This window comes from Lonsdalea britannica (assembly GCF_003515985.1).
Lineage (GTDB): Bacteria > Pseudomonadota > Gammaproteobacteria > Enterobacterales > Enterobacteriaceae > Lonsdalea > Lonsdalea britannica.
The window spans coordinates 2,545,282-2,571,391 of the sequence record NZ_CP023009.1 but is presented as its reverse complement, the minus strand read 5'-3'; the positions used below and the strand labels follow the sequence as shown (position 1 = coordinate 2,571,391).

Genomic DNA, 26,110 nt, shown 5'->3' with positions numbered 1-26,110 from the left:
GTGTCTATCAATGCGGGCGCTGCGCCGGCCTCAGGCGGCGCGCGTTTTGAAAAATTCGCGGATCAGCCGCATGAAATCTCCGGAAGCCAGCGCCGCACACCGTAACGTCTGCTCGTGCGACAGCACCGTATCGGACATCCCCTCGGCATAGTTTGTCATTGCGGACACCGCGAGAACTTTTAGTCCGCAGTGGCGCGCGGCCAATACCTCGGGCACGACCGACATCCCCACCACGTCGCATCCCACCAGCTTCATCATGCGAATTTCCGCCGGAGTTTCGAAATTGGGGCCGGTGTACCCGGCAAACACGCCCTCGGCAAGATCGATACCCAGATGGGTGGCCACCTTGTGCAGATCGCCTCGCAGCTCGCTGTCATAGGCATTGGCGAGGCTAAAGAAACGCGGTCCGAAACGCTCGTCATTCTCTCCGACCAACGGCGATTCCGGCATAAAGTTGATATGGTCGGTCAGCGCCACTAGCCGACCGGGGGCGACCGACTGACGCAGCGATCCCGCCGCGCTGGTCACCAGTAGAAACTCGCAGCCCAATAGCCGAAACGTCCGCACTGCGGTCGTCATCACCGTCATTCCCCGGCCTTCGTAGTAATGACCTCGGCCCTTCATGCACAGCGCCGGGACGCCTTCCAGATAGCCCGCCACCAGCTTGCCCGCATGGCCTTCCACGCGGCTGACCGGAAATCCCGGCAGTTCGGCATAGTCGAATTCGGTGATGTCGGTCATGGAGTCGGCCAGTTCGCCGAGCCCGGAGCCAAGGATCAGCGCCGCTTCCGGCTGAAAATCAGGGAGTTTTTGACGAATAAGGGTCGCGCAGGTGATGGCATCTTCGGGGTTGAACATAGCAGTTCCTTGTCTGGGAAAGGCCGCGGGATCGGGCCTGATGTCGAAAACCCAATCGCGCCCGTCCCTATAGGCAGGCCGTTTGGCTTAACGACGAAAAGAGATTTTCATATTAAGAGCTTTTTCTACGGACACTAATAGCAAAAGCTTATTAATATACGGAGAGACGGTTTACCAACTTTCGCACAGGACTGGCGGGCGACAGCGCGCCACCCTATGAGGTTCCACCGTCTGCCAACGACGTTTCCCGCCTCGTCGGGATGCGCGTTGGACGCTCACGGCGATACTCGCCGCGGCGTGAAGTTCCCCCCACACAACGCATTTATCGTGATAAGGATGACACAACATGCAGTCCCCCAGCACTTCATTGGACGAAGCTACCGCTGGCAATCACGCCAGTCTCGATCTTACCGCCCGGATTAACCGGCTGCCTTCCACCGCCGGGCTTTGGCGTTTTATCGCCTTGCTCTCGCTCGGGGGATTTTTCGAGCTGTACGATCTCTTTCAGACGGCGTACATCAGCAGCGGACTGGTCGCCGAGCATATTTTTCATGTAGGCAAAGAGGGCCTGTTCCATATCACCGATCAGGCCAGCTTCGCGTCGGCGACGTTTTTGGGCCTGTTCGTCGGCGCCAGCCTCCTGGCGCCGTGGGCCGACAGGCTGGGCCGCAAAATGACCTTCATGTACGCGCTGGCCTGGTACGGCGCGCTGTCTTTCGTGATGGCGATGCAGAGCACCGCAGAAGGCGTCATTCTGTGCCGCTTTCTGGTCGGTATCGGGCTGGGCATAGAACTGGTGACCATCGACGCCTATCTCAGCGAATGGATGCCGACGTCTCTGCGTAGCAAGGCCTTTGCCTTTGCCTTCTTCATTCAATTTCTTTCGGTGCCGACGGTGGCGCTGATGTCCTGGTGGCTGGTGCCTCACACCTTTTTCGGGATCGGCGGCTGGCGCTGGGTAGTCATCGCGGGCGCGGCCTGTTCAGTATTGATCTGGGTGCTGCGCAAAAATCTACCCGAGTCCGCCCGTTGGCTGGCGCAGCAAGGCCGTCATGACGAGGCCCATCAGGTGTTGTGCGATATGGAGCGACGGTGCGGCATGACTGCGCAGAGCCAGTATATGCCTACGGAGAATGCGTCGCAGGAAGCCGCACCACGCGCTAGATTCCGCGATATCTGGGCTCCGGAATATCGCCAGCGTACGCTGATGTTGGTCGCCATGAATTTCTTCCAATCCATTGGGTTCTTTGGTTTTGGCAACTGGCTGCCGTCGCTGCTGTCCGGACAGGGCGCAGGGATCACCCAGAGCTTGTTCTACGCTTTTTTCATCACGCTGGCGTATCCAATCGGCTGCCTGTTGTGCAGCCTGTATGTCGGCCGCTTCGAGCATAAGTGGCAGATCGTCGGCTCGTGTCTGATGACCGTGGTCTTCGGTCTGCTGTTCACCCAGCAGACGCACCCGCTGCTGCTCATCGCCTGCGGCTTCCTCGTCACCTACTCCAATGCCTGGCTGACGATTGGCTATCACGCTTATCAGGCCGAGATTTTCCCGACGCGCATTCGCGCCCGGGCGGTCGGTTTTTGCTACTCGTTCAGCCGCCTGTCCACCGCCTTCACCAGCATCCTGATCGGCCTGTTATTGCAGCATGTGGGAAGCGTCAGCGTCGTGATCTTCATCGTATTCAGTATGTTGATGGTGATGCTGTCGGTGGGAGTCTGGGGACCGAAAACGCGCGGCATTAATCTGGATAACATCTAAAAAATATTGGCGGGCGTCCTCGGTTGAGGCGCCCGCCTTTGCATCAGTGTTTAATCATGATGTGACGTACGATCGTGTAATCCTCCAACCCGTACATCGACATGTCCTTGCCGTAACCGGATTGTTTCTGACCTCCGTGCGGCATTTCGCTGACCAGCATGAAATGCGTATTCACCCAGGTGCAACCATACTGCAGTCGCGCGCTCAGACGATGCGCCCGGCCAAGATCCTGCGTCCAGACGGAGGACGCCAGCCCATACGTTGAGCTATTGGCCCATGCCAGCACCTCAGCCTCGTCGTCAAACTCCGTCACGCTGACCACCGGCCCGAACACCTCTTTCTGGACGATTTCGTCGTCCTGCATCGCCCCGGCCAGCAGCGTCGGCTGGAAATAGTAGCCCGGCCCTTCGACTTTCGCGCCGCCGGTCACCACTGAAATATGCGGCAGCGCCTTCGCCCGTTCGACGAACCCGGCAACGCGGTCGCGATGCGCAGCGGTGATCAGCGGACCCAATTCGGTGGTTTCATCCTCCGGCGACCCTATGTTGAGAGTGGCAATCGCCTCGCCCAACGCCGCCACCAATCGATCATAGATGCCTTTCTGGGCATAGACGCGACAGGCGGCAGTGCAGTCCTGCCCGGCGTTATAGAAACCGAAGTTGCGGATCGCTTCGACCGCCGCCGGTATATCGGCGTCGTCAAAGACGATCACCGGGGCTTTGCCGCCCAGTTCCATATGCGTACGTTTTACCGAGGACGACGTATGGCGAATGATGTGCTGTCCGGTCGGAATCGAGCCGGTCAGCGACACCATGCGCACCTTCTCATGGCCCGTCAGGACATCGCCGACGGTAGGCCCGTCGCCGAACACCACGTTTATCACCCCGTCGGGCAGAAGACCGACCGCCAGTTCAGCCAGTTTCAGCGTCGTCAGCGGCGTCTGCTCCGAGGGTTTGATGACGACGCAGTTGCCTGCCGCCAGCGCGGGGCCTAGCTTCCAGGCCGCCATCATCAACGGATAGTTCCAGGGTGCAATCGAGGCGACGACGCCCAGCGGATCGCGGCGGATCATCGACGTGTGCTCCTCCAGATACTCCCCACTGGCCATTCCGCTCATACAGCGACAGGCGCCCGCGAAGAAGCGGAAGACGTCCGCTACCGCCGGGATCTCATCGTTCAGCACGGCATGATATGGCTTGCCGCAGTTAAGCGATTCCAGACGAGAGAACGTCTCCGCGTTCTGTTCAATACAGTCCGCTATCTTCAGCAGGCATTCCGCACGCGTTTTCGGCGTGGTCTGTCCCCAGGAAGCAAAAGCCCGATCGGCACTCTCCACCGCCAACGCAACCTGCGCAGGGGATGCCTGAGCGATGTGCGCGATTTCCTCTCCGGTCGCCGGATTATAGACAGGCAGCGTATTGCCTTCACCCGCGACTAAACGTCCGTTGATCACCATGTTTGTCTGCATCATTGGGTCCTCAGTCATTGTTTCGCATCACAGCACGCACGCCATGACGTTCATTTTCAGCGGCCTGCGGGCTATTTGCCGTCGCCGGACACATCCGTTGTTTCTTTTGTGAGATACCAAGCCCCGAGGATCGGGATCATGGTCAATATCATCAGGCATAGCGCCACCACGTTGGTGACCGGCACATCGCGCGGTCGCCCCAGCTGGTTCAATAGCCAGATGGGCAAAGTGCGCTCATGCCCGGCGGTGAACGTCGTGACGATGATTTCGTCGAACGACAGCGCGAAGGCCAGCATCCCGCCAGCCAGCAGCGCCGTCGCCAGATTGGGGAGAATCACGTAGCGAAAAGTCTGCCAACCGTCGGCGCCCAGATCCATCGACGCCTCAATCAGCGAGTGAGAGATACGCCGGAACCGAGCGATGGCATTGTTGAACACAATCACGATACAAAACGTGGCGTGGCCGATCACGATCGTCATCATGCCGGGCTCGATGTCCGCCGCGTGGAAAGCGGCCAGCAGCGCCAGTCCGGTGATAATGCCCGGCAACGCCAGCGGCAGCATCAACATCAGCGTGATGCTGTTCTTACCGAAGAAGTCCCGCCGATAAAGCGCGGCGGCGGCCAGGGTGCCCAGCACCAGCGCAATCAGCGTGGAGAAACAGGCGATCTGTAGCGACAGGCTAATGGATTCGAAAATATCCCGTCGCTCCGCCGCCAACTGGAACCAACGCAGCGTGAAGCCTTTCGGCGGGAAGCTGAACGCGGCCTCTTCGGTATTGAACGCGTAAACGGCGATGATCAGCAGCGGAATATGCAGAAACAGCAGTCCGCCCCAGGCCGCTAGCCGGAGCGGTAGCGGCGCGCGTTTAGAGTGCATCGAAGGCCCCCAATCGTTTTACCAGGGAGAGATAGATGGCAATCAAGACAATCGGCACCAACGTGAACGCCGCCGCCATAGGCAGATTGCCGATGGCTCCCTGCTGGGAATAGACCATGTTGCCGATGAAATAGCCCGGCGGTCCCACCAGCTGCGGCACGATAAAGTCGCCCAACGTGAGTGAAAAGGTGAAGATGGAACCCGCGGCAATGCCCGGCACCGCCAGCGGCAAGATGACATAACGGAAGGTCTGCTGCGGCTGAGCGCCTAAATCTTCCGAGGCTTGAATGAGCGATACCGGCAGGCGTTCCAGCGCCGCCTGTATCGGCAGGATCATGAACGGCAGCCAGATATAGACGAACACCAGAAAGCGCCCCAGTCCGGAGGTCGACAGCGTGTTTCCGCCGATGCCCGGCAGCAACAGCAGGCTGTGCAAGCCCCCTTCCAGCCCGAGGTGGCGCAGAAACCACTGAATGACCCCATCCCGCGACAACAGCAGCGTCCAGGCATAGGCTTTGACGATGTAGCTGGCCCACATCGGCATCATCACCGCGACATAAAAAAAGGCTTTCTGCTTGCCACGGGTGTAACGCGCCATGTAATACGCGATCGGGAACGCCAGCACGGCGCTGAACAGCGTGACGCACACCGCCATCACTACCGTGCGCGCGATAATGTCGTAATTCGTCGGGCTGAACAGCGCCGCGATGTTCGCCAGCGTCAGCGTCGGCGATACCGTCATCGTGAAATCGTCAAAGGTATAAAAACCCTGCCATAGCAGCGTCAGTAACGATCCCAGATAAACCGCGCCGAACCACAACAGCGGTGGCGCCAGCAGCAGCGCCAGATAAAAGCCCGGCCGACGATAGAAGAAGTCGAACAGTCGATGACATGAGCTCCGGGGCATGGCGGGAGCCAGAATGGCTGCGGTCGTCATCTCACCCTACCTCCTGCAGCGCGACCATTGCGCTACGCGCCCAACAGGCGGTCAATGGCTGGCCGATGGTCCAGGGGGGCTGGACAGCGATGCGCTGATGGTTGGTTTCGCTCGCCAGCAGACGCTCGCCCGTTTTCAGCACCAGCTCGTAGCGGGTCGCCGCGCCCTGATAGTGGATATCCTTAATCTGGGCGGCAACGCGAATATCCCCGGCGATATCGTCCGGCGCGGAGGACGCCAGGCGAATGTGTTCTGGACGAACAGCGAAACATCCTGCCGCTCCGGTCAGCCTCAGCGCCTGCTCTGACGACAGCACGTTGGACGTGCCGACAAACTCCGCCACAAACGGCGTCTTAGGGTTCATGTACAGCTCACGGGGCGTATCCACCTGCTCGATGCGGCCGTTATTGAAGACCGCCACCCGGTCGGACATCGACAAGGCTTCGCTCTGATCGTGCGTCACGAAGATGAAGGTGATCCCGAGCCGCCGCTGGAGCGTTTTGAGTTCGCCCTGCATTTGTTCGCGCAGTTTGAGATCCAGCGCGCCGAGCGGTTCATCGAGCAGCAACACGCTGGGCTGATTGACTAACGCGCGAGCCAGCGCCACGCGCTGCCGCTGCCCGCCGGACAGCTGCGCCGGTTTACGCGCCGCGACAAAGCCGAGCGCCACCCGCTCCAGCGCCTCCTGCGCCCGGACGCGGCGTTCATTTTTTCCGACGCCCTTCACACGCAGCCCATAGGCCACGTTGTCCAACACGGTCATATGTGGAAACAGCGCATAATCCTGAAAAACGGTGTTCACATCACGCTGATAAGGCGGCAGTCCGCTGGCTTCGCGCCCGTGAATCCGGATGGACCCCGAGGAGAGCTGTTCGAAACCGGCGATCAGTCTCAGACAGGTGGTTTTTCCTGACCCGGACGGACCGAGCATGGAAAAAAACTCGCCGTCTTTGATGTCGATGGAGACGCGATCCACAGCGCGGACATCCCCAAAGAGTCGGGAAACATTAATAAATTCCACAGCGTTGGACATAATCAACTCCTAGTGGATGGGTTTTTATCGTGAGCCTTAAAATCCATCGGAAAAATAAAACAAAAAACGGCAAAAATAACGGGACCCATTGGAATAAAAAGCCTGAACGGTTAAATCATCAACCGCGAAATAATGAATTCTGTTTCGTCGATTGAAAGCCTCGTTTTATTTTTTTATCCCTCGTTTTATTCAACGCCCGCCCATAATGGCAATATAATCTTGCGTCCAGCGGCTATAGGGGACATATTTTCCGCCTTCGGACTGCGGCGTTTTCCAGAATGCGATTTTATCGAACTGCGTCGCGCCATTATTCTCACACCCTTCAGCCCCCAACAGCGCATTGCCTTTACAGGCGGCCGGCACCGCCGGTACTGAGCCGAACCAGGCGGCGATATCACCCTGCACTTTGGGCTGCAACGACCAGTTCATCCATTTGTAGGCGCAGACCGGATGTTTGGCATCCGACGCCAGCATGGTGGTGTCCGCCCAGCCGGTGACGCCCTCTTTAGGCAACACGGTGGCAATCGGCTGACCTTCGGTTTTGAGCGCATTCGCCTGATACGGCCAGGCGCTGGAAGCCGCGATGCCTTCATTTTTGAAGTCGCTCATCTGCACAGAGGTGTCATGCCAATAGCGATGAATCAGCGCATGCTGGCTGCGTAACAGCGTCAGCGCCGCCTGATACTGGGGTTCCGTCAGTTGATATGGGTCGGTAATCCCCAACTCCGGCTGCGTGTTTTTCAGGTACAGCGCGGCATCGGCGATGTAGATCGGTCCGTCGTAAGCCTGCACCCGTCCCTGATTGGTCTTGCCGTCCGGCAATGTCTGCGCAGTGAACACCACAGACCAGCTTTCCGGCGGCGTCGGGAACACCGTCGTGTTGTACATCAGGAGGTTAGGCCCCCACTGATACGGGGTGCCGTAGATTTGGCCGCCGACCGTGTACCACGGTGCGTTGATCAGCCGCGGATCGAGATTTTTCCAGTTGGGAATGGCGACAGTGTCAATCGGTTGAACACGCTTGCCATAGATCAGTCGCAGCGAGGCGTCGCCGGAGGCTGTCACCAGATCGTAGCCGCCCTTCGCCATCAGGCTGACCATTTCGTCCGAGGTCGCGGCGGTTTTGACGTTGACCTGGCAACGGGTTTCCTGTTCGAACTGCGTGACCCAATCGTAGTTTTTATCGCTTTGGCCCCGCTCGATATAACCGGGCCAGGCCACAATATCGAGACGACCTTCCCCTTGAGCGGATAATTGCGGCGCGGTCGCGTGAGCCATATTCAAACCACACAAGACACTCAGGCAAATAGCGGATAATGACATCCTGGCATGATATTTTTCCATACTGATTCCCCGTCAAGATTGGCTTATTTGCGGCACAATAACGCCACACGTTTTTTATTATCTGTGTCTGCCTTTTTATAATAAAAAAATACTATTGTTCGAGCGCGGTCTTAAAATTGTCGTTTGAATTTGGCCATGATGTGCCGAACCACGCTGTAATTTTGTAATGAATAACTGGATAAATCATTGCCATAGCCGGAACGCTTTAATCCCCCGTGCGGCATTTCGCTAATCAGCGAAAAATGACTGTTAATCCACGTCGTCCCGTATTGCAAACTGGCCGCCACCTGCATGGCGGTATCGATATTTTGCGTCCAGACCGACGACGCCAGCCCATACTCCGACTCGTTTGACCACTGGACCACCTGCTCCAGCGACGTGAAACGGGTGACGCTGACCACCGGGCCGAAAACCTCACGCTGCACGATTTCGTCGCTTTGCAGGCAACCGGCCAACAGCGTCGGCGGGTAGTAAAAACCGGGGCCATCCCACCGGCCTGCGCCCGTAATGCGCTCGATGTGCGGCTGACTCAGCGCGCGTTCGACGAAGCTGGAAACCCGGTCGCGCTGGCGGGCGCTGATCAGCGGTCCCAAATGGTTGTCTTCGTCTCGCGGCTGCGCCATCCGCAGTCGGGACACCGCACCGCCTAACGCGTCAACCAGCTGTGCATAAATGCCCGACTGCGCATACACCCGACAGGCGGAGGTGCAGTCCTGCCCCGCGTTGTAGTAGCCCCAGGTGGCGATCGCCTCGACGGCATCATCGATATCCGCATCGTTGCAGACGATCACCGGGGCTTTGCCCCCCAGCTCCAAATGGGTGCGCTTCACGTTGCTGACGGCGGCGTTCAAAATTCGCTGACCGGTCACAAGATCTCCGGTCACGGACACCATACGCACCCGCGGATGATTGACCAGCGCGCTGCCCGCGCTCTCGCCGCGGCCGGTGATAATATTCAGCACGCCCGGCGGCAGTAGCGTATTCAAGGTGGGCGCCAGCGCCAGTATGGTCAGCGGCGTGTGCTCGGAAGGCTTGAATACGACGGTGTTGCCCGCCGCCAGCGCCGGCGCGATTTTCCAGGCCGCCATCATCAACGGGTAATTCCACGGCGCGATGGAGGCGACGACGCCGAGGGGGTCCCGGCGGATCATGGACGTATGTCCGTCCAGATACTCTCCCGCTAACTGCCCTTGCTGGCAGCGCACCGCGCCGGCGAAAAAGCGAAAGACATCGGCGGCGGCGGGAAGATCGTCATTGAGCGCCTGATACAGCGGCTTGCCGCAGTTAATGGCTTCCAGCTGCGCCAGCGACGCAGCCTCGCGTTCTATCGCATCTGCGATCCGCAACAGCACAATAGCGCGTTGCGACGGCGTGGTTCTGGCCCACGCGGGGAAGGCTCGCTGAGCTGCGTCTACCGCCTCGGCGACCTGCGTGGCGGAGGTTTCCCTCATCCTGGCGACGACTTCTCCATTGGCAGGATTAACGATGTCCTGCAATGTGCCATCGCCGTCAATCAACTGCCCATCAATCAAATGCCTGCTGGAAAAGCGGGCGATAAAATCCTCATCCGACATCGCGTTTCCCTGTTTCTACTGTCGCGCCCCGGAGGGGGATATCCACATAAAACCAACGCCAACGAGAGGTGTGATAGTGCGTTGAAAACACAATAGGGAAAGTCGACGGGCATCAACCACTATTAAATATTGAAGGCAGCATTCGAATAAATCGAATGCTGTTTTATTTCCATGCAGGCTGGATTACGAACTCTTGCGCAGCCCGCTGTTTTCGCGGGCGACGCTGAGGAAGGGGGAAACCAGTTTGGGCCGTGTACTGCCCCGACGCCAGGCCATACCGATTTCTAATGGCTCGATAGGATCGGTCAATTTGCTCGCTTCAATCATATTTCCCTCAAGCGACCAAGCGCGATAAGTCATGTCAGGAAGGATAGACAGCCCCATCCCGGCGGCGACGAGACTCCGTACGGCTTCGGTCGAGGTGGTCTTCATGGCAATGTCCGGCGTCAGGTTGGCTTTGCTCCAGATACGCCGGGCGTGAATATCCATCTCATCCACGTTGAGCTGAACCAGCGGCTCCGTCACCACATCGGCCAGACTGATGCTCTCGCGTTCCAGGAGCGGATGAAGCGGCGGCAACCAAAGACGGTACGGCGAATGACACAGCACTTCGGTCTGTAAGGCATCGCGATCTTCCAGGTTGGAGAGGATTAATACGCCGATGTCGATCTCGCCGCTCACCAACAGATGTTCGATGTATCTGCGCTCATCCTCCACCACCTGCACCACCACATTGGGATAGGCGTCTTTGAAATGTTTGAGCAGGTCGACGAGAAAGTAGCCCGCCACCAGGCTCGTCACGCCCACCGTCAGGGAGCCGGTAATGCTTTCAGTCCCGGTTCTCAGGCTGCGGGTCGCATTTTCCACCGTCGCCAAAATCAGATAGGACTGACGTAAAAACTGATGTCCCTGATGGGTCAGCGTCATGCCTTTGGCGTGACGTTCAAATAAGCGCACGCCGGTCTCGGTTTCCAATTGTTGAATGGCCAGCGTGAGCGATGACTGAGAAACGAAGGCGGTTTGTGCGGCGGCGGAAATGGAACCGGTCTCGGCAACCGCAATAAAGTGCCGGATTTGACGTAGCGTTAACATAGCCGTCAGGCGCCTCTTCAAAGTGAGTCAATGGTCAATAGATATCACGCCATTCGTTTTATCGAAAGCACCGTCATTTTATGAATGCCTTTGCCGCCATCGTTTCATCATCAGCCATGAATCCGTGATTTAACCGGTTGTCTACGGTCGGTTCGATCTACCGCCCTGTTTCAAACACGACGTTCGGCTCACGTTTGCACGGCTGATATGTGGCGAAAACGGCGTAACACTGCGAAAAACGGCGCTTGGTTTTTCTCATCGCCACGGCGGCTGTCGCAGTGACTTCCTCACCCGAGTGTTATGTCTTTTTGAAGTAATGCATTGCCAGATTCGTGCTTTTGATTCGCGCGTCGGCATTGTTATAAGGGAGCTATCTCTATGACCGCCCGCGAGACTCTGCTTATGATTGCTATCCAGGCACCGCAAACCTACCTCAACCGCGACGGACTGATCGGCGAAGTGGGCGACTTTATCGAACCGCTGGCCTCACGCATTCTGATTATCACCAGCCCCCGGGCTTGGCAGGCGACGTCCCAGGCTATCGAATCCAGTCTTCATCAACACGATATCCTGTACGACGTCGTCTTCCAGCAAGGCCCGTGTACGCATCAGGCCATAGATCAACTGGCGACGGCGGCCAGAACCTGGGACGCCGAACTGATTTTGGGCGTCGGCGGCGGTCGGGCGCTGGACTGCGCCAAGGCTGTAGGCGATCTCCTCGGACAGTTGCCGGTGATCGCCGTGCCGACTATCGCCGCCACCTGCGCCGCGTGGTCGCCGATTAGCGTGATCTATGACGGACGCGGCGCACATGTCGCTCCCCTGCCGTTGAAACGGCTCCCCGTCTGGGTCCTGGTCGATAGCGAGGTGATTGCGCACAGCCCGGCGCGCTATCTCAAAGCCGGGATCGTGGATGCGCTTGCCAAATGGTATGAATTCCAACCCTATCTACAAGTGGAAACGACCTCGCTGGCGCTGGTGTTGAAGGCGCAGGCCGCAGGTCTGGCGCTGGAAACCTTCAAGCGTCACGGCGCTCAGGCGGTGACGGATAGTGAAGATCACCGCGTCACGCCCGCGCTGCGGCAGGTCATCGACGCCAATATCGCGCTGGCGGGCTTGGCCAATAGCATGAAGGACAACGTGGCGCGCGTCGGCGTCGCGCATGCCATTCATAACAGCATGACCCGTCTGCCTGGACTTCATCACTGGCTGCATGGCGAGAAGGTCGGCTTCGGGCTGGCGGTACAGGCGCTGTTAAATACCGAGCGGGAAGAGGAACGGCAGCCGCTGCTCGCGCTGCTGTCGCGCTTCGGCAGTCCGCTAACGCTGACCCAGTTAGGATTGGCGGACAAACCGGATCAGGTCGAACGTATCGCGCGCCATGTCCGTATCCGCTCCGCCGCGCTTCTACCTTTCGCGGTGGACAGCGACACTATCCTGAAAGCGCTGTGGGAAACAGAGCATCTGGCGGCCGTCGCTGCCTGACGGTGCTTTTCTTACTCTCGGCCGTGGCGCCAGACCGTCGCCGCGGCCCTGCCGCGTCCTCGACGAACCGAAAAGGCGCCTGTCCACAGGACAGAAACAGCGTTGAACTCGGTGGGAGTGACCACATTAATAAAAGCATCGCGCCTCCATCCCTCCGCCACGTCAGATCTTAACCGACGCACATCTATCTCCTAATTGATCCGACCGGTTGAGCACGGGCTAACGTTCAGAGGCGGGGCCACCGACATGCAGGCCGAATCATCGGGTATTTGAGCAACGCTAACGCAGGCGTTTCGTCCGTGTCGCACTCTGAAAACGGTGTGCATGAATGCCCGGCTGCCTCCACTTATCCTGACGCTGACGCCGGATACTCATGTTTTCGCCGTGTAACTCCGCTATATTATCTGTGGTTCCGGACCCGACAAGGTGTAAAATTTCGGTTCAGAATCAGGTTCTATCCACCATGTAACCGTTATCACTCTCGGCGACGAGGATGGGATACAACCTGGTTTTCATCCGGAACCCATCGTTCAATTATGCAGGAGGCGTAATACATGCAGAGGAAACAGAAGATAAGGTATGCGACAGCTGCCGTCATCGTTGTACTGGTGCTGGTCGGGTTCTTCCTGTTCAGAGACAGCAGCGATGCGCTGTGGAATACGGTCACGGAAAAGTGCGTTCCCAGTCAGCAGCAAGGCTCTCCCGCGCCTTGTCTTGCGGTTGATAGCCATACCCAGTCCGCGCTTATCAAAGACAGAAACGGGCCTCATCACGACCTGCTGATCCCAACCGAGAGAATCTCGGGAATCGAAAGCCCCGTGTTGCAAGAGCATCAGGTCCCCGCCTTTTTCGCCGCGGCCTGGGAGGCGCGTAAGCATCTGTCCAACGAAGCAGGCAAAACGCTGCCGGACGACATTCTGGTGCTAGCCGTCAACTCACGCTATGCGCGCACGCAAGATCAACTGCACATCCACATCTCTTGCCTGCGCCCCGAGGCTTACCAAACGCTGCGCGAACAGGGAAATACCTTAACGACCGACTGGCAGCCGTTGGGCGAAGAACTGCGTGGACATCGCTATCTGGCGAAAAAGCTGACTTCGCAGGATCTGACGCGAGATGACCCGTTCAAAGAGCTCTCTGCCTATGTGCAGCGTCAAGGCGACAGCATTGACAACTATGGACTGGCACTCACCGTCACCCCCGATGGCGAAAAACTGCTGCTAGCTAACCGAGGCGTCCGCTTCGGCTTCAACCGTGGCTCAACCTCGGAGTTGATCGATACTCAGTGTACGCTGGCGCGTTAATCGATAGCGGGACCGGTTGATGGGTCCCGCTTGTTTTATCAGGCCATCGCCTGCGACATAAGCGCAAACGCGCGAGGCCCTTCGAGGGCGTTTCTCCACGGTTCGCCGCGCACCATGACTACCGGCGCATCCACCTGCATCAGACCGCACCGGGATAACCATTCCCCCAGTCCCTGCGACGCATGCGTATCAATACGCACAAAATCGTTTACTCTGGCCTGCATGAGCCGCGCGATGATCCGCTGCGCCTCCGGCACGCCGTGGGCGATGACCGGACCGATCGTCCAGCCGCGGCCGAAACGACGACTCGCGCCCCAACCGACGATGCGCTCGCCTTCTTCCAACACCCAGAGTTCCGCATGGCGAAACAGATCGGACACCAGCGCCGAACGCACCAGACCGTTGGCCTGCCAGTCCTGTTCCGTTAAGTCGGGGAGATCCTCTTCGCGCGCAAGACGAAGCCGCTGCCCAGCTTTATCTTCCACGCGCGGAACAGCCGTCAGACAGGCGGTCTGAAACTGCTGAGTTTCGCCGACCGCCGTGAAGCCCAACGACTGATACAGCGGAAGCCCGGCGACGGTGGCATGCAGCCTGAGCTGTCGCTCGCCCAACGCCGCGACTCGCTGTTCCAAGAGGCGACGACCTATGCCCTGCCCCTGAAATTCCGCATCGACCACAACCAAACCTAGCGTGGCCCACTCGGCTCCCCAGCGCCAGCTCAGCGCCGTGCCCACTATCTGCCCCTCGCACTCGGCAACCGTCCCATCGCCCAGTCGCAACGCCTCCTGCCAATCCTCCACCCGATGCGGCCAGTTCAACTGCTGGGCAAGCCGATAACCAGCCAGGCAGTCGGCCTGCGTCATCGGACGCAATATGATCCCCATCACCTTTCCCCTCTTGTTCTGTTAACGTCCGCGGTGCCATGCATAACGTTAACGAGTCAAACCCGCTTCGACCCCGCGACTTTCGCCCTGCGCGCGCCGAGACCTTATTGTGCGAACCTATCTGAAGCCCCTTTCCAACGCAATGCTCTCACACTCCGGCTCAATCGCGGCCAGCCACTGCTTGCCAAGCCTACCAAGACTGACATAACGTGAGTTCTATCGCGCCTATCAGTGGGTGCCGCTGCCTGCAATCGCGTTCATATCAAACCAATGGGGAATATCATGGCCGAAAAACAGCATACTTACCGGGTAAACGTACGTTGGACGGGAAATCAGGGCAGCGGAACCGAAAGCTATCGCGGCTATAGCCGCAGCCATGAAATCAGCGCCCAGGGTAAAGCCTCCACCCTCGCGGGCTCGTCAGATCCCAGCTTTCGCGGCGACGAGACGCGGTGGAATCCGGAGGAGCTGCTGTTGGCCTCCCTTTCCGCCTGTCATAAGCTGTGGTATCTGGGCCTTTGCGCCGGGGCAGGCGTGAGTGTGCTGGAGTACGAGGACGCCGCTGAGGGCGTTATGGTCGAGGAGCAAAATGGCGCGGGACAATTTCTGTCGGTCACGCTGCGGCCACGGCTGATCGTGACGGCAGAATCAAATCTGCAAACAGCACGTGAATTGCACCATCAGGCTCACGAAATGTGTTTCATCGCCCGTTCGGTCAATTTCGAGGTGCGCTGCGAACCGGTCATCACGCCATCCGCTGCATAAGCCTACGCCATATCTATCGCCACTCCTCCTGAGCAGCCGTCGAGTCCCTCCCTCCGGGGGGACGGCGCTCACACACGGTTCCACACTCACCTTAGCGAAGCGGCATTTTGCCCGCATGGACCCCGGCACTGAGGCTTCAGTATTGTTAGCGTCTAAAACATCTTCGAAGACAGTCGAAATCAAACTGACGTACTTCCATCAGATGGACTTGGCGCATATGACCCCCTCAATAAATCAACAGCGCATGCAAGACGCAACCCGCTAATGCTCACTCATGGCAAGCCATTTCACTTAACAGACTTATTTTATCTTACCGGCCATAACTTCCCCTTTTTAATAAAAACGGATATTATCACGAGAATTAAATCATTATGTGATGACGTATTTTCTGACATAAGAATCAATAAAAAACCTTAATATATCCAAGCCTAACGCTACAAGGAGTGTTATATCGTGGCTAGAAGAATGGTAGCGCGCTACCCTTATTTAAATATGATATACAGGATGCTAAATATAGTCCCACCCAGTGATATATTTTGCGCAAAGGTAACCCCAGACAGGCAGAGCCCCCGAATGAAGGCCAAATATATCAGAGACATCTCACGTGGCCACCCAGAAAAAAAACAGTTAGACGTCAATCACTTCATCACACCTCTCTTTACTCCAGCGACAAAACTCCCGAAACCGCCTTTCTTGTAAACGATTCCACCGCTCACTTCTCATTTATTTTATTGCCCAGAATAGTGACCTATTTATTTAACCCTTTGGTTCCTATAAGGCGTTATTTCCCTGCCCCAAAAAGTCTCCACCATCACACTTTATTTTCACTTTAACGACGCGATACTTATGAAAAATACTTATTTTTTACACAATAAGACTCAACGTCATTTTACCCTATCGCCTGACCCCGTTTGGCTGGCGATAATTAAACCGGTTGCAGTATTGAAGACAACGCTGAAATGGGCGTGCGACGATCGTACGCGGCATCGAGAGAGAAAAACGGGTCACAGCGGACCGCTGATCATGCGTTCTCGTCGCTGGAAATATTTCTCCAACGGCGAATTCTATTGGTTGTACAGCCGACGTCAGCAGCAGGGCGCTCACAGTCTGGCTCCGGGCGGAAAAGCCAGCATAACGGACGCACTCAAAAAATGGGCGCAGGGTCACCTGCTGCCGAGCAAACTGTCTATCAGACAAACAGAGGGACTCCATGGCTGACTTTAACTGGACCCTATTTCTTATCGCCTCGTTCACCTTTTGCGCCATCCCCGGCAAGGACGTGCTGTGCATCACCGGTAACTTTCACCGGTTTGGCCAGCGAGCCGCGCTGAGCGGGATCGTCGGACTCGCGCTCGGCGACTATTGCTATGTGATTTTATCCTGGCTGATTATCAGCTTCACGCTGGCGGCATCGCCCGCCCTGCTGACCCTCGTCAAACTGCTGGGCGCGCTATTTTTAATCTGGGAAGGCTGCCGCATATACCGCCGGCCCCCGGCGGCGCGGTATTTGTCTAAAAGTATGACGATAGCGCCAGTACATCCCTCCTCGTTTTTTCTACAGGGAACCCTCCGCAGCCTGCGGAACCTCCGGACGGGCATTTTTTTCCTCGCCTTCTTTTCCCAGTTCGTCTCGCCAAACAGCTCCGGCGATATGTTTATCCTGATGGGAACGCTGTTTTGCCTGGGAACGTCCGGTTTCCATTTGGCGTATTGCTACCTGTCTCCCTGGCTTAAAAAACGGAGCGTCAACGATATCGATTTCTTCCTTTCGCAAGTGCCGGCCATGTTGCTGTTAGCCATTGGTAGCTGGATGACATGTGAAATTGCCTGGGGGGTGATGCCGTCGTAGAGAGAAAATGACAAGCGCCGCGCGATGCGCCAGCCGCTAAATAGCACGGCGCATCGCGCAGCGTTCGTTAAAACAGATCTTAGGTGCAGGCCGCCGTGGGATACGGGCCCGGAATAGGGCCCGCTCGCTCGGATGTTTTATGCCCGAGAGTCACCGGAAGGCGTCGTCTGACGCAGGCGCCATGAACTCCAGACAAAGGCGAGCAACATAATGACGACGGCATACATCATGTTGTCACCGATGACTCCGGCGACGCCAAGACAAAACAGGCTCGCCAACAGCGCCATCACTCGTTGATGACCGTGAAGCAAGCGACATGCCGACAGAGAAGCCGCCAGATAGATCATCACAAAGACGCCGTTAGCACAGGCGATCAGGCTATCCAGACCGATAGACCAACCGTACTTGAGGGCGACGGTGATGGCGACGGGAAGTACCGCAAACAGCGTCGCCACGACCGGCGCATGAAAACGGTTACGGTACGCCAGACAACGACTTATCGCGTCCTCTCCCTTCATCGAAACAATCAATCGGGTAAAACTGATGATGTAAAGATTGACTGCGGCAAGACAGGTCAAAAAACCCATCAGGCCGATGACTATTGCCCCAGTTCGACCAAAGGCTTGTCCAATTAGCCGGGGCAACGAGGAGATATTTTCGACTTCGTTGCCGAAGGCGGAAAAACGCAGCACGGTATAGCTCAACAAGCAATACAGGCTGAGCGCGATAGTCAGAGAGATGACAATTGTGCGGGGAAAGTCTCTTTCAGGAGACGCGAATTCTGGCGCGAGATGCGCTACAGCCTCAATGCCCACGAAGCACCAAAAAATAATGCCCATCGCCTTGAAGAACGACAACAGGCCATCGCCGCCAGTCGGTATGACCTTAGGAGCGGCGAGCGGTGCTTCCATGAAGCCCACCACAATGACGCTGATCAAGACCAGCGCCGTCAGCACCGTGATGCCGAACTGCACATTGCCCGAGAGCGTGACGTTGAAGGCATTAACGATCAGAATCAGCGACAGCATGAGCAGCGCGAAATAACCGCAGTAGACCGGGGAAAGCCCGAGGCAATACGCCAGGTAGTTGGCGCCGGTGATCACCACCACCGGCGGACCGATGGGGATGACGGAAAGGTACAACCAGGAGATGCTCTGCCGCAGGCGATGCCCGTAGGCCAGTTCAACAAAGTGTGCTGTACCCGCGCTGTGGGGAAAATGACGCCCCAGCAGCGCGAAGGTGAAGACCACGGGCAGCACCAGCATCGTCATTCCCAACCACGCCAACCACGCCCACGGTCCGGCAAGTCCGGCCACCATGGCCGGAACAATAAAAACACCTGAACCTAACAGCGTAGAAACCAGAAAACCCACTCCTTGATGTAGACTTAACTTACCGCACTGCTCAGACATGCCATTTCTCCCTTTATCGAACTCCTGTCATCCAAATGACGACAATGGCACAAACCATGAACACGTAACGCTTTATCGTCGGGACGGTCCGCATTCCATATATCGATCAGCGAGCGCTCACGAATATTGCCGTAAGTGGGCTGGCTCATATTGAAACAATCGTAAACGTCCCCGATGGAATTCACGTTCAGATTCGTACCGATACGATGACAATCTCCGGCCAGTTCGCCGACGATAATTCCGCGATCGTTTTCACGCTTAATGATTTTAATTGGCCATTCGAAGCCCATCTCCCGATCATATTGCCGGATGCGGCTAACCTCTTCAACCAGACGCGTATAGGGCACAAGAAAATCGTCATAACGGTGCTGTTTGGCGCTGCCTTCATACAGCACGGTATCAACCAACGGAAAAATAGTGTGACTGCGGCAATAACTCCAAATATCGTAAATCTCGTCGATATTCTCCGGTAAAACTGACGTTTCAATCGCCAGTCGGGTATTTCCTTTTTCCAAACGGTTGAAGCCAACGTCCATGAGGTTTTTCAACCCACGTCGCATTTTAGACGCGGCATTATGAATGCCACCGACGATTTCATTTTGGACATCGTCTTTGAAACTATTAATTTTTCCGATAATAGAAACGTCGCGCGCATAAAGTTTCTCTGCGGTATCACTGTTAATCGCCGTCATATTAGAGAACACGATACAGTGCAGACCTTTATCGCCAATATAATCGATCACTTCCCAGAAATTACGCGCCAGCAGCGGCTCTCCCGCCCCCGCGACCAACACGGTTTTAATGCCTAGCGCCAATCCATCGTCCACCATTTTTTTGATCTCTTCTGTAGACAGTTCGTTGTCGAACTTTTGCGTCTGGGTATAGCAGAAGGGACATTTAAAATTACAAATGTTTTCCAGCATAATGGTGAGCGTTAATAACTGACGATCTCTTAACGCGAAATAAACATCCTGTTTGGTAAAGGCATTTCCATGAAGTGAATACATTGATTCTGTTTCCTTAATTAAAAAATCGCAAAATGCCCAGCCACACTATATCTATGTCATTTATTTAAATTTGACCAAGGTCAATCTAAAAAACTGTCAATTTTAATTATTATTGAGAATATAAAAATAAAATAAACAATATTCACTAAAAGCACTTCGTTACAGGTAATAATAGCGGACCGTCAAAGGGATGGTTCTCTGACTTATCGATATAAGAAAAGCCCGACTCCTGCGTACTGTAAAAACACTGCATTCCTAGCAGATAAACATGCGTCATTAAAATCTAAATACGAATCAATTAAGGAAATAATAACACCATTAAACCACCGCCACGATGAAATGAATCACACGATTGGACGTCTTATTTTAATACCCCTATATCATGCGATCGTCTGTTACCATCTTCCTTGCTGGCGCGACTATAATTTCTTGTCTCGATAATCAGCCATCAAACCATTGTTCCATATTGGTGCCTGACCGGAGTCTCATGCTGAGAAAGAGTGCAATGACGTCGTCGCAAAAAGGCACAGCCCCTCCCGGGTTATTCGGCGCCAACTTACCTTTTCCCTCATGGCATAGTCGATAACAGCGGGAACGTGTATTATCCCGGCCGGATTATTCCGTTTAACACGCGGGCGCTGGCACATTAATTGCTGCCTTTAGTCCAGAGCAATCATAAATTCTTGGATGACAACGGGATAATGTTATGGCGAAAGAGAACGCAGAGAGCAAAGGAAAGCTGGGATTATGGCAGGTCGTGATCATCGGGGTGGCGTACATGACGCCCATGACGGTGTTCGACACCTTCGGCATTGTATCCGGCCTGACCGAAGGCCGTGTGCCGCTCGCTTATTTGCTGGCGTTGGTCGCCGTTTTGCTCACAGCGCTCAGCTATGGCCGCATGGTAAAAGCCTTTCCGGAAGCGGGCTCGGCGTATACCTACACCCGTAAGACCTGCGGTAATCAGGCCGGATTTATGGTCGGCTGGGCCTCGCTGCTGGACTACATGCTGCTGCCGATGATCAACGCGCTGCTCGCGGGTATTTACCTGAGATCGCTGTTTCCTCAGCTACCGCCGTGGATCTGGATTGCCACCTTTACGCTGCTGGTGACCTGGATTAACAGCCGCAATATTAAATTGTTGGCCAACCTGAACTTCCTGTTTGTCGGCGCTCCCGTCGTGCTGATGGGCGTGTTCATCTATCTGGTGATACAGGGCGTCAGCCATCAGGGCGGCCCCCATGCCGTCTGGACTCTGCGCCCCCTGCTTAACGGCGACACCAGCATAATCCCGCTCATTGGCGGCGCGGCGGTGCTGTGCTTCTCTTTTCTAGGGTTCGATGCCGTGACGACCTTGTCCAACGAGACGCATGCGCCGAAGCACACGATCCCCCGCGCTGTCTTTCTCACCGCCCTGATCGGCGGCGCCATCTTCTTTACCGCGTCCTGGTTCATTCAACTGTATTATCCGACCAACGCGCAGTTCAAGAACCCCTCAGAGGCAATGCCGGAAATCGTTCTGTACGTGGGCGGCGCGCTGTTTCAGTCACTGTTTCTGGTGGCGATTCTCGTCAATACGTTCGCCTCCGCGCTGGCCTCTCACGCCAGCGCCGCGCGCCTGCTTCACATCATGGGCCGCGACGGGATTTTCCCCGGTTCCTTTTTCAGCTACGTCCACCCGCGACTCGGCAGCCCGTTGTACTGCGTACTGTTTATCGGCGGACTGTCGATGAGCGCCATGTTCTTCGGGTTGGATACCGCCGTGTCGCTGATCAGCTTTGGTGCGCTGGTGGCGTTTACCGCGGTCAATGCGTCGGTCATCGCCCTGCATGTCATTCGTCACAAACGACTGTCCTCTGCCCGTGAGTGGCTTTTCAACCTGATTCTGCCCCTGCTCGGTATCGGCACAATTGGCGTCATGTGGGCACATTTGGAAAAGGATTCGATGATTCTGGGTCTGGTCTGGTCGGCCATTGGGCTCGGCTGGATCATTTGGTTCCGGGTCACCAAACGGGAACTGGTCTTTTCTTGACGGCTGGCGCGGTTCCTGAACCGCGCAGCCTCATCCGTTGATCGTTAGCCGCGACGTCGCATCAGGTCGTCACGGCGGTCGGCGTCGGCGCGCGACTTCTCTCTCACCGGTTCCAGCCAGTGCTCCGCGCGCGCCGGGCTTAGAATAAACACGCCGTCGTCATCGCCGAACGCCATATCGCCGGGATGAATTGTTACCCCGCTGACGACAATGGGCTGGTTGACCTCGCCGCCGGTGCCCAGCGCACGCGTGGTGATCGCGCTGATGCCGCGACAGAACACGGGCCACCCCAGCGCCCGCAACTCACGGACATCCGTCACCGCGCCGGACACGATCACGCCCGCCAGCCGTTTAACCTGCGCCGCGAGTGTCCGTAGCTCGCCCCAGCAGGCGCGTTCCGCGTCCTCCATCGCATCGATCACCAGCACATCGCCCGGCTGACTGAGCAACAGCGCCTCGCGCAGTGCGCCGCCGTCCGGCATCCGCAGGCTGACGGTCACCACATTCCCCGCCACACTGACGCCCGGAGACAACGCTCGAATGCCGCGCAGATAGCCCTCCTCCGTCAGATGGCCCAGCGCGGAGGTCGACATTCCTCTCCATTGCGCCAGCACATCGTCACTCGTCCGCTGCTGACGGGGCGATACGTGATAGTTCATCGTCGCGTTCATCTCCATTAGAAGTAGAAGGCCGCTCGCGGCCAAAGGGAATACACAGCGGGGTCTGGAAAAAGGGATCGGGGATGATACGGCAGTCCAGATTAAACACCGTTTTCACCATAGCTTCCGTCAGAATGTCGGCAGGTCGCCCCTGCGCGAATGCAGTTCGGTTGTGGACTGCCACCATGTGATCGGCATAGCGGCAGGCCAGATTCAGGTCATGCAGCACCATCACAATCGTCTTACCGGCCTGACGATTTAGATCGCGCAGCAGATCTAAGACCTCAATCTGATGCGCCAGATCGAGATAGGTCGTCGGCTCATCCAGCAGCAATACCTCCGTATCTTGCGCCAGCGTCATTGCGATCCACACCCGCTGCCGCTGACCGCCGGACAATGCGTCGACCGGCCGTTCGGCCAGCGCCGTGGTGCCGGTCTGCTGCAACGCCTGAGAGACAAGGGCTTCATCCTCCTTCGACCACTGTTGAAACCAGTTCTGATACGGATAGCGCCCCAGACTGACTAACTGCCGGACGGTAATCCCCTCCGGCGCATCCGGCCGCTGCGGCAAGATCGCCAGTTGCCGGGCCACCGCGACCGTAGACTGGCGATGAATGTCCTCGCCGTTCAGCAGCACCGCACCGGCCTGCGGCGCCAGCAGCCGGGCAAATGATTTTAACAACGTACTTTTCCCACAGCCGTTGCTGCCGATCAGCACCGATATTTTGCCGCGCGGCAGCTGGATGTTCAGCCGATCGATGATGATCTGATGCGGGTAGCCGAGCGTCAGATCGCGGCTGGTGATAGCAGTCATTTCCATTACCTCAATGACGTTGTTTCAACAACAGATACAGGAAAAACGGCGTGCCCAACGCCGAAACAAAAATGCCCGCCGGCAGGTCCAGCGGCAGGAACAGCGTACGTCCGCACAGGTCGGCCAGCAGTACCAGACCCGCGCCGCACAGGGCGGTCATGGCGGCCTGCCCGCCGAATGCGGGCCCCACCAGTCGCTTGGCGATATGCGGCGCAATGAGGCCGACAAAGGCCATGGCGCCGCCCCAGGCGATCGCCGCGCCGGCCAGCGCCACGCTAACCGCCAGCAGAGATAGCCTGATCCACTGGACCCGAACGCCGATCCCCTGAGCCAGATCGTCATCGAGCTGTTGCGCCGTCACATGCCGCGCAATGCCGATCCACAACGGAATAATCGCCAACAGCCAACCGGCGAGCGTCCGGGTTTCCTGCCAGCTGGCGGCGTAAACGCTGCCGGTCAGCCACACATAGGCGGATAATGTGGTGGTCAACGGGCTGAAAACGAGCAGGAAGGTCGTGACAGCCGTCAGAAGCGCCGAGATCCCCACGCCGGTCAGCACCAGTCGCTGCGGCGAGACGCCCCCCCGCCAGGCCAGCAGGTATACCGCCAACGCCGCGACGGCCGCACCCAACATGGCCGCGAGCGGCAGATAGCCCGCCCCCAGCGCCACCGTGGGAAACGAGAGGTAACAGACCGTCGCCGCGCTGGCTCCGCTGGTGATGCCCAGAATATCGGGCGAGGCCAGCGGGTTGCGGATCATCGCCTGCAACAGCAGGCCGGAGAGCGCCAGCGCGCCACCCACCAGCATCGCCAGCAGGCTTCGCGGCAGTCTCAGTTCCATGACGATAAAGGCCAGGCCGTCCTGCCGCCCGTCGGCCAACGACTGTAGCACCGCCCAGGGCGACAGCGGGATTTTGCCCATACATAGCGACAACAGCAGCAGTGCCAGCAACACCCCACCGGCGATCAACAGACGAACCACCGTTGAGACATTTAGCTGGCGGGAAATAGCGCGGCTCCGCAGGAGCACGATCTTATCCATGTCGACCTCCGCGACGCAGCAAATACAGGAAGCACGGCGCGCCGAGTAGCGCGGTCATCACGCCGACCGGCACCTCCTGCGGCAGAATGACAATACGCGCCAAAATATCCGCCAGCAGCAGCAAGGCAGCGCCCAACAGCGCACATCCCGGCAGCCGCCAGCGCTGGTCGACCGGAAACAGGCGACGGGCGATATGCGGGACGACCAAACCGATAAAGCCAATATTGCCCGCCATCGCCACCGTGCTGCCCGCCAGCACCACCACCAGAATGCACATCATGAGTCGTATCCGGCCGGTACGCTGCCCCAATCCACGGGCTATTGCCTCACCCGCGCCCAATACATTCACCTGCCCCGCCAGCAGCAGCGTCGCCGCCAGCGCCATCAGGCATCCCGCTAACAGCGGCTGCACCATCGTCAAATCGCGCCCCGCGACCGATCCTGCGAGCCAGAACAGCACGGTATCCAGCCCCTCCTGACTGACCACCAGTATCGCCTGGCTGAATGCCGCGAACATGGCCGTGATCGCCGCACCGGCCAGCACCATACGCAGCGGGTTCAATCGCCCTTGGCCTATCGTACCGGTTAACCATACCAGCCCGCCCGCCAACGCGGCGCCCGCAAAGGCCGACCACTGCCCGAACTGCGGCGACGCCGACGGCAGCAATGCTGCGCAGACGATCAGGAAAAACATCGCCCCGGCATTCACGCCGAACAACCCCGGCGACGCCAGCGGATTGCGGGTCAAAGCCTGCATCAGCGCCCCCGCGACGGCCAGACTGCCGCCGACCACCACGGCGATCGCCGTCCGCGTCAGCCGCGTTGAGGTCACGATGCTGTGACTCACGTTCATGGCGTCGGGGTGGAACAGCGCCGACAGCACCTGCGCGGGCGGAATAAACACCGGCCCCACGGTCAAACTGCACAGAGCCAGCAGGACGACGAGCGCCAGACAGCCCACCAGTGTGATGACGCGATAACGCTCCCTGATGTTTCCCGGCCTCATGTTGCGCCGCCTTGCGTGACCCGCTCAACGTCTTCCAAAATGCGCTGGGCCCCAAGAACACCGCCCGACAGGCTCCAGGTGACGCCGTCCACGAGCCATACCTGCCCGCGCTTGGGCGCGCGCATCTGCCGCCATAACGGATGGGCGATAACACGTTCGTAATGACGCAAGGCAGCAGCGCGTTCCGTGCGCAAAAACACGAAGAAAATATCGGCATCAACGACCGGAAGACTTTCAAGGTTAGTGAGTTTGATCGAGACGCCGGGCTGCGCCCGACTGGACTCACTCCAGCCAAAACCCAGCTCGGTCAGCACCGATCCCGGAAAGCTGGCGGGTAAATAGCTGCGAATATGATCCTCTCGAATATCCAGCACCGCGACCGTCGGCGGCCACTGACCGCCGAACCGGTGTCGCAGATGGCCTTGCAGCTGCGCTACCCGCGTTCGCCAGTCCGCCAGCAACGCCTGCGCAGCCGCCTGTCGCTGCAAAGCCTCTCCCATCGCCTGCACCGTTTGCTTGAACTGATAGATCTCCTCCAGCATCACCACCGGCGCAATCCGCGATAGCAGCGCGGCCAGCCGCTGATGCCGAAACCGGGACGCCACAATCGCCTGCGGACGCAACATCACGATGTCCTCCAGACTGGGCTGCGTCTCCAGCCCGACAATCGGCACGCCTGTCAGCGCCGAACGCAGGTAGCGATAAGTCGGTTTTTCGCTCCAGGATTCGACCACGCCGACGGGGGTGATCCCCAACGCCACCGCGGTATCCGTCGCCCCCTGAAACAAGGTCACGACTCGAGGTTCCGCCATCTCGGCCAATGCCAGGCGCGGCCAGTTCAGCCCCAGCGGCAGCAGGCCCAACGACAGCCGCAGTACGCTGCGGCGCGAAAAGTGTCGACGATGCAC

The 26,110-nt window shown here is 57.6% G+C and carries 23 protein-coding genes; 7 read left to right on the top strand and 16 right to left on the bottom strand.

What is annotated here, in order from left to right; all coding sequences use genetic code 11:
- Nucleotides 1-30: 30 nt before the first annotated feature.
- Nucleotides 31-858, bottom strand: a complete 828-nt coding sequence (xapA, locus tag CKQ53_RS11730; RefSeq protein WP_085651955.1) for a xanthosine phosphorylase — start codon at nt 856-858, stop codon at nt 31-33.
- A 346-nt stretch (nt 859-1,204) separates the two neighbouring features.
- Between xapA and CKQ53_RS11725 the strand changes: the two genes are divergently transcribed.
- Nucleotides 1,205-2,617, top strand: coding sequence for an MFS transporter (locus CKQ53_RS11725; RefSeq protein WP_085651956.1), 1,413 nt, complete (start codon nt 1,205-1,207; stop codon nt 2,615-2,617).
- A 43-nt stretch (nt 2,618-2,660) separates the two neighbouring features.
- On the opposite strand, the gene patD is transcribed toward CKQ53_RS11725, so the two are convergent.
- The 7 genes from patD to CKQ53_RS11690 all read right to left on the bottom strand — a co-directional run bounded on the left by patD (nt 2,661) and on the right by CKQ53_RS11690 (nt 10,943).
- Nucleotides 2,661-4,085 carry an aminobutyraldehyde dehydrogenase gene (gene patD / locus CKQ53_RS11720; RefSeq protein ID WP_085651962.1) on the bottom strand — a complete coding sequence of 475 codons (1,425 nt, stop codon included), beginning with the start codon at nt 4,083-4,085 and terminating at the stop codon, nt 2,661-2,663.
- Nucleotides 4,086-4,156: 71 nt separating this feature from the next.
- Nucleotides 4,157-4,963, bottom strand: a complete 807-nt coding sequence (locus CKQ53_RS11715) for an ABC transporter permease (RefSeq protein WP_085651957.1) — start codon at nt 4,961-4,963, stop codon at nt 4,157-4,159.
- Entirely contained in the window at nt 4,953-5,870 is a 918-nt protein-coding gene (locus tag CKQ53_RS11710) for an ABC transporter permease (RefSeq protein ID WP_099045377.1), read from the bottom strand. The genes CKQ53_RS11715 and CKQ53_RS11710 overlap by 11 nt, the downstream gene beginning before the upstream one ends.
- A gap of 31 nt (nt 5,871-5,901) precedes the next feature.
- Complete coding sequence (locus CKQ53_RS11705; RefSeq protein ID WP_094118316.1) at nt 5,902-6,933, bottom strand: ABC transporter ATP-binding protein; 1,032 nt, start codon at nt 6,931-6,933, stop codon at nt 5,902-5,904.
- A gap of 189 nt (nt 6,934-7,122) precedes the next feature.
- Nucleotides 7,123-8,211: a putative ABC transporter substrate-binding protein YdcS gene (gene ydcS, locus CKQ53_RS11700; protein WP_420844233.1), complete on the bottom strand. Its 1,089-nt coding sequence runs from the start codon at nt 8,209-8,211 to the stop codon at nt 7,123-7,125.
- 176 nt (nt 8,212-8,387) lie between these two features.
- Entirely contained in the window at nt 8,388-9,851 is a 1,464-nt protein-coding gene (locus CKQ53_RS11695) for a gamma-aminobutyraldehyde dehydrogenase (RefSeq protein ID WP_094118318.1), read from the bottom strand.
- A gap of 183 nt (nt 9,852-10,034) precedes the next feature.
- Nucleotides 10,035-10,943, bottom strand: coding sequence for a LysR substrate-binding domain-containing protein (locus CKQ53_RS11690; RefSeq protein WP_094118319.1), 909 nt, complete (start codon nt 10,941-10,943; stop codon nt 10,035-10,037).
- Nucleotides 10,944-11,345: 402 nt separating this feature from the next.
- On the opposite strand from CKQ53_RS11690, the gene CKQ53_RS11685 reads away from it, so the two are divergent.
- Together CKQ53_RS11685 and CKQ53_RS11680 are read left to right on the top strand one after the other, a co-directional pair.
- Nucleotides 11,346-12,428 carry an iron-containing alcohol dehydrogenase family protein gene (locus CKQ53_RS11685; RefSeq protein WP_094118330.1) on the top strand — a complete coding sequence of 361 codons (1,083 nt, stop codon included), beginning with the start codon at nt 11,346-11,348 and terminating at the stop codon, nt 12,426-12,428.
- Between the two features lie 554 nt (nt 12,429-12,982).
- Nucleotides 12,983-13,732: a CDP-diacylglycerol diphosphatase gene (locus CKQ53_RS11680; RefSeq protein WP_085652626.1), complete on the top strand. Its 750-nt coding sequence runs from the start codon at nt 12,983-12,985 to the stop codon at nt 13,730-13,732.
- Nucleotides 13,733-13,770: 38 nt separating this feature from the next.
- Here CKQ53_RS11680 and CKQ53_RS11675 read toward each other — a convergent pair whose 3' ends face one another.
- The gene (locus tag CKQ53_RS11675) at nt 13,771-14,616 is read right to left on the bottom strand and encodes a GNAT family N-acetyltransferase (RefSeq protein ID WP_094118320.1); all 846 of its coding nucleotides are present in this window, start codon (nt 14,614-14,616) and stop codon (nt 13,771-13,773) included.
- Between the two features lie 282 nt (nt 14,617-14,898).
- Between CKQ53_RS11675 and CKQ53_RS11670 the strand changes: the two genes are divergently transcribed.
- The 3 genes from CKQ53_RS11670 (at nt 14,899) to CKQ53_RS11655 (ending at nt 17,230) form a co-directional block, all read left to right on the top strand.
- The gene (locus tag CKQ53_RS11670; RefSeq protein ID WP_085652628.1) at nt 14,899-15,381 is read left to right on the top strand and encodes an OsmC family protein; all 483 of its coding nucleotides are present in this window, start codon (nt 14,899-14,901) and stop codon (nt 15,379-15,381) included.
- 846 nt (nt 15,382-16,227) lie between these two features.
- The gene (locus tag CKQ53_RS11660) at nt 16,228-16,599 is read left to right on the top strand and encodes a hypothetical protein (protein ID WP_085652629.1); all 372 of its coding nucleotides are present in this window, start codon (nt 16,228-16,230) and stop codon (nt 16,597-16,599) included.
- Complete coding sequence (locus tag CKQ53_RS11655) at nt 16,592-17,230, top strand: LysE family translocator (RefSeq protein ID WP_085652630.1); 639 nt, start codon at nt 16,592-16,594, stop codon at nt 17,228-17,230. Before CKQ53_RS11660 ends, CKQ53_RS11655 begins: the two co-directional genes overlap by 8 nt.
- A gap of 137 nt (nt 17,231-17,367) precedes the next feature.
- On the opposite strand, the gene yjeH is transcribed toward CKQ53_RS11655, so the two are convergent.
- Both yjeH and CKQ53_RS11645 read right to left on the bottom strand, forming a co-directional pair.
- The gene (gene yjeH / locus CKQ53_RS11650; RefSeq protein ID WP_085652631.1) at nt 17,368-18,642 is read right to left on the bottom strand and encodes an L-methionine/branched-chain amino acid transporter; all 1,275 of its coding nucleotides are present in this window, start codon (nt 18,640-18,642) and stop codon (nt 17,368-17,370) included.
- Nucleotides 18,618-19,565, bottom strand: coding sequence for a radical SAM protein (locus tag CKQ53_RS11645; RefSeq protein ID WP_244201045.1), 948 nt, complete (start codon nt 19,563-19,565; stop codon nt 18,618-18,620). Before CKQ53_RS11645 ends, yjeH begins: the two co-directional genes overlap by 25 nt.
- Before the next feature lie 790 nt (nt 19,566-20,355).
- Between CKQ53_RS11645 and CKQ53_RS11640 the strand changes: the two genes are divergently transcribed.
- Nucleotides 20,356-21,681 carry an APC family permease gene (locus CKQ53_RS11640; RefSeq protein ID WP_085652633.1) on the top strand — a complete coding sequence of 442 codons (1,326 nt, stop codon included), beginning with the start codon at nt 20,356-20,358 and terminating at the stop codon, nt 21,679-21,681.
- Between the two features lie 44 nt (nt 21,682-21,725).
- On the opposite strand, the gene CKQ53_RS11635 is transcribed toward CKQ53_RS11640, so the two are convergent.
- From CKQ53_RS11635 to CKQ53_RS11615, 5 genes are read right to left on the bottom strand one after another with little or no spacing between them, the layout of a single operon-like run.
- A complete protein-coding gene (locus CKQ53_RS11635) occupies nt 21,726-22,340 on the bottom strand; it encodes an RraA family protein (protein ID WP_085652634.1) in 615 nt (204 codons plus the stop codon).
- Nucleotides 22,300-23,154 carry an ABC transporter ATP-binding protein gene (locus CKQ53_RS11630; RefSeq protein ID WP_085652651.1) on the bottom strand — a complete coding sequence of 285 codons (855 nt, stop codon included), beginning with the start codon at nt 23,152-23,154 and terminating at the stop codon, nt 22,300-22,302. Before CKQ53_RS11630 ends, CKQ53_RS11635 begins: the two co-directional genes overlap by 41 nt.
- Before the next feature lie 10 nt (nt 23,155-23,164).
- Complete coding sequence (locus CKQ53_RS11625) at nt 23,165-24,196, bottom strand: FecCD family ABC transporter permease (protein ID WP_094118322.1); 1,032 nt, start codon at nt 24,194-24,196, stop codon at nt 23,165-23,167.
- A complete protein-coding gene (locus tag CKQ53_RS11620) occupies nt 24,189-25,202 on the bottom strand; it encodes a FecCD family ABC transporter permease (protein WP_118895017.1) in 1,014 nt (337 codons plus the stop codon). Before CKQ53_RS11620 ends, CKQ53_RS11625 begins: the two co-directional genes overlap by 8 nt.
- Nucleotides 25,199-26,110, bottom strand: a complete 912-nt coding sequence (locus CKQ53_RS11615; protein WP_244200945.1) for an ABC transporter substrate-binding protein — start codon at nt 26,108-26,110, stop codon at nt 25,199-25,201. Before CKQ53_RS11615 ends, CKQ53_RS11620 begins: the two co-directional genes overlap by 4 nt.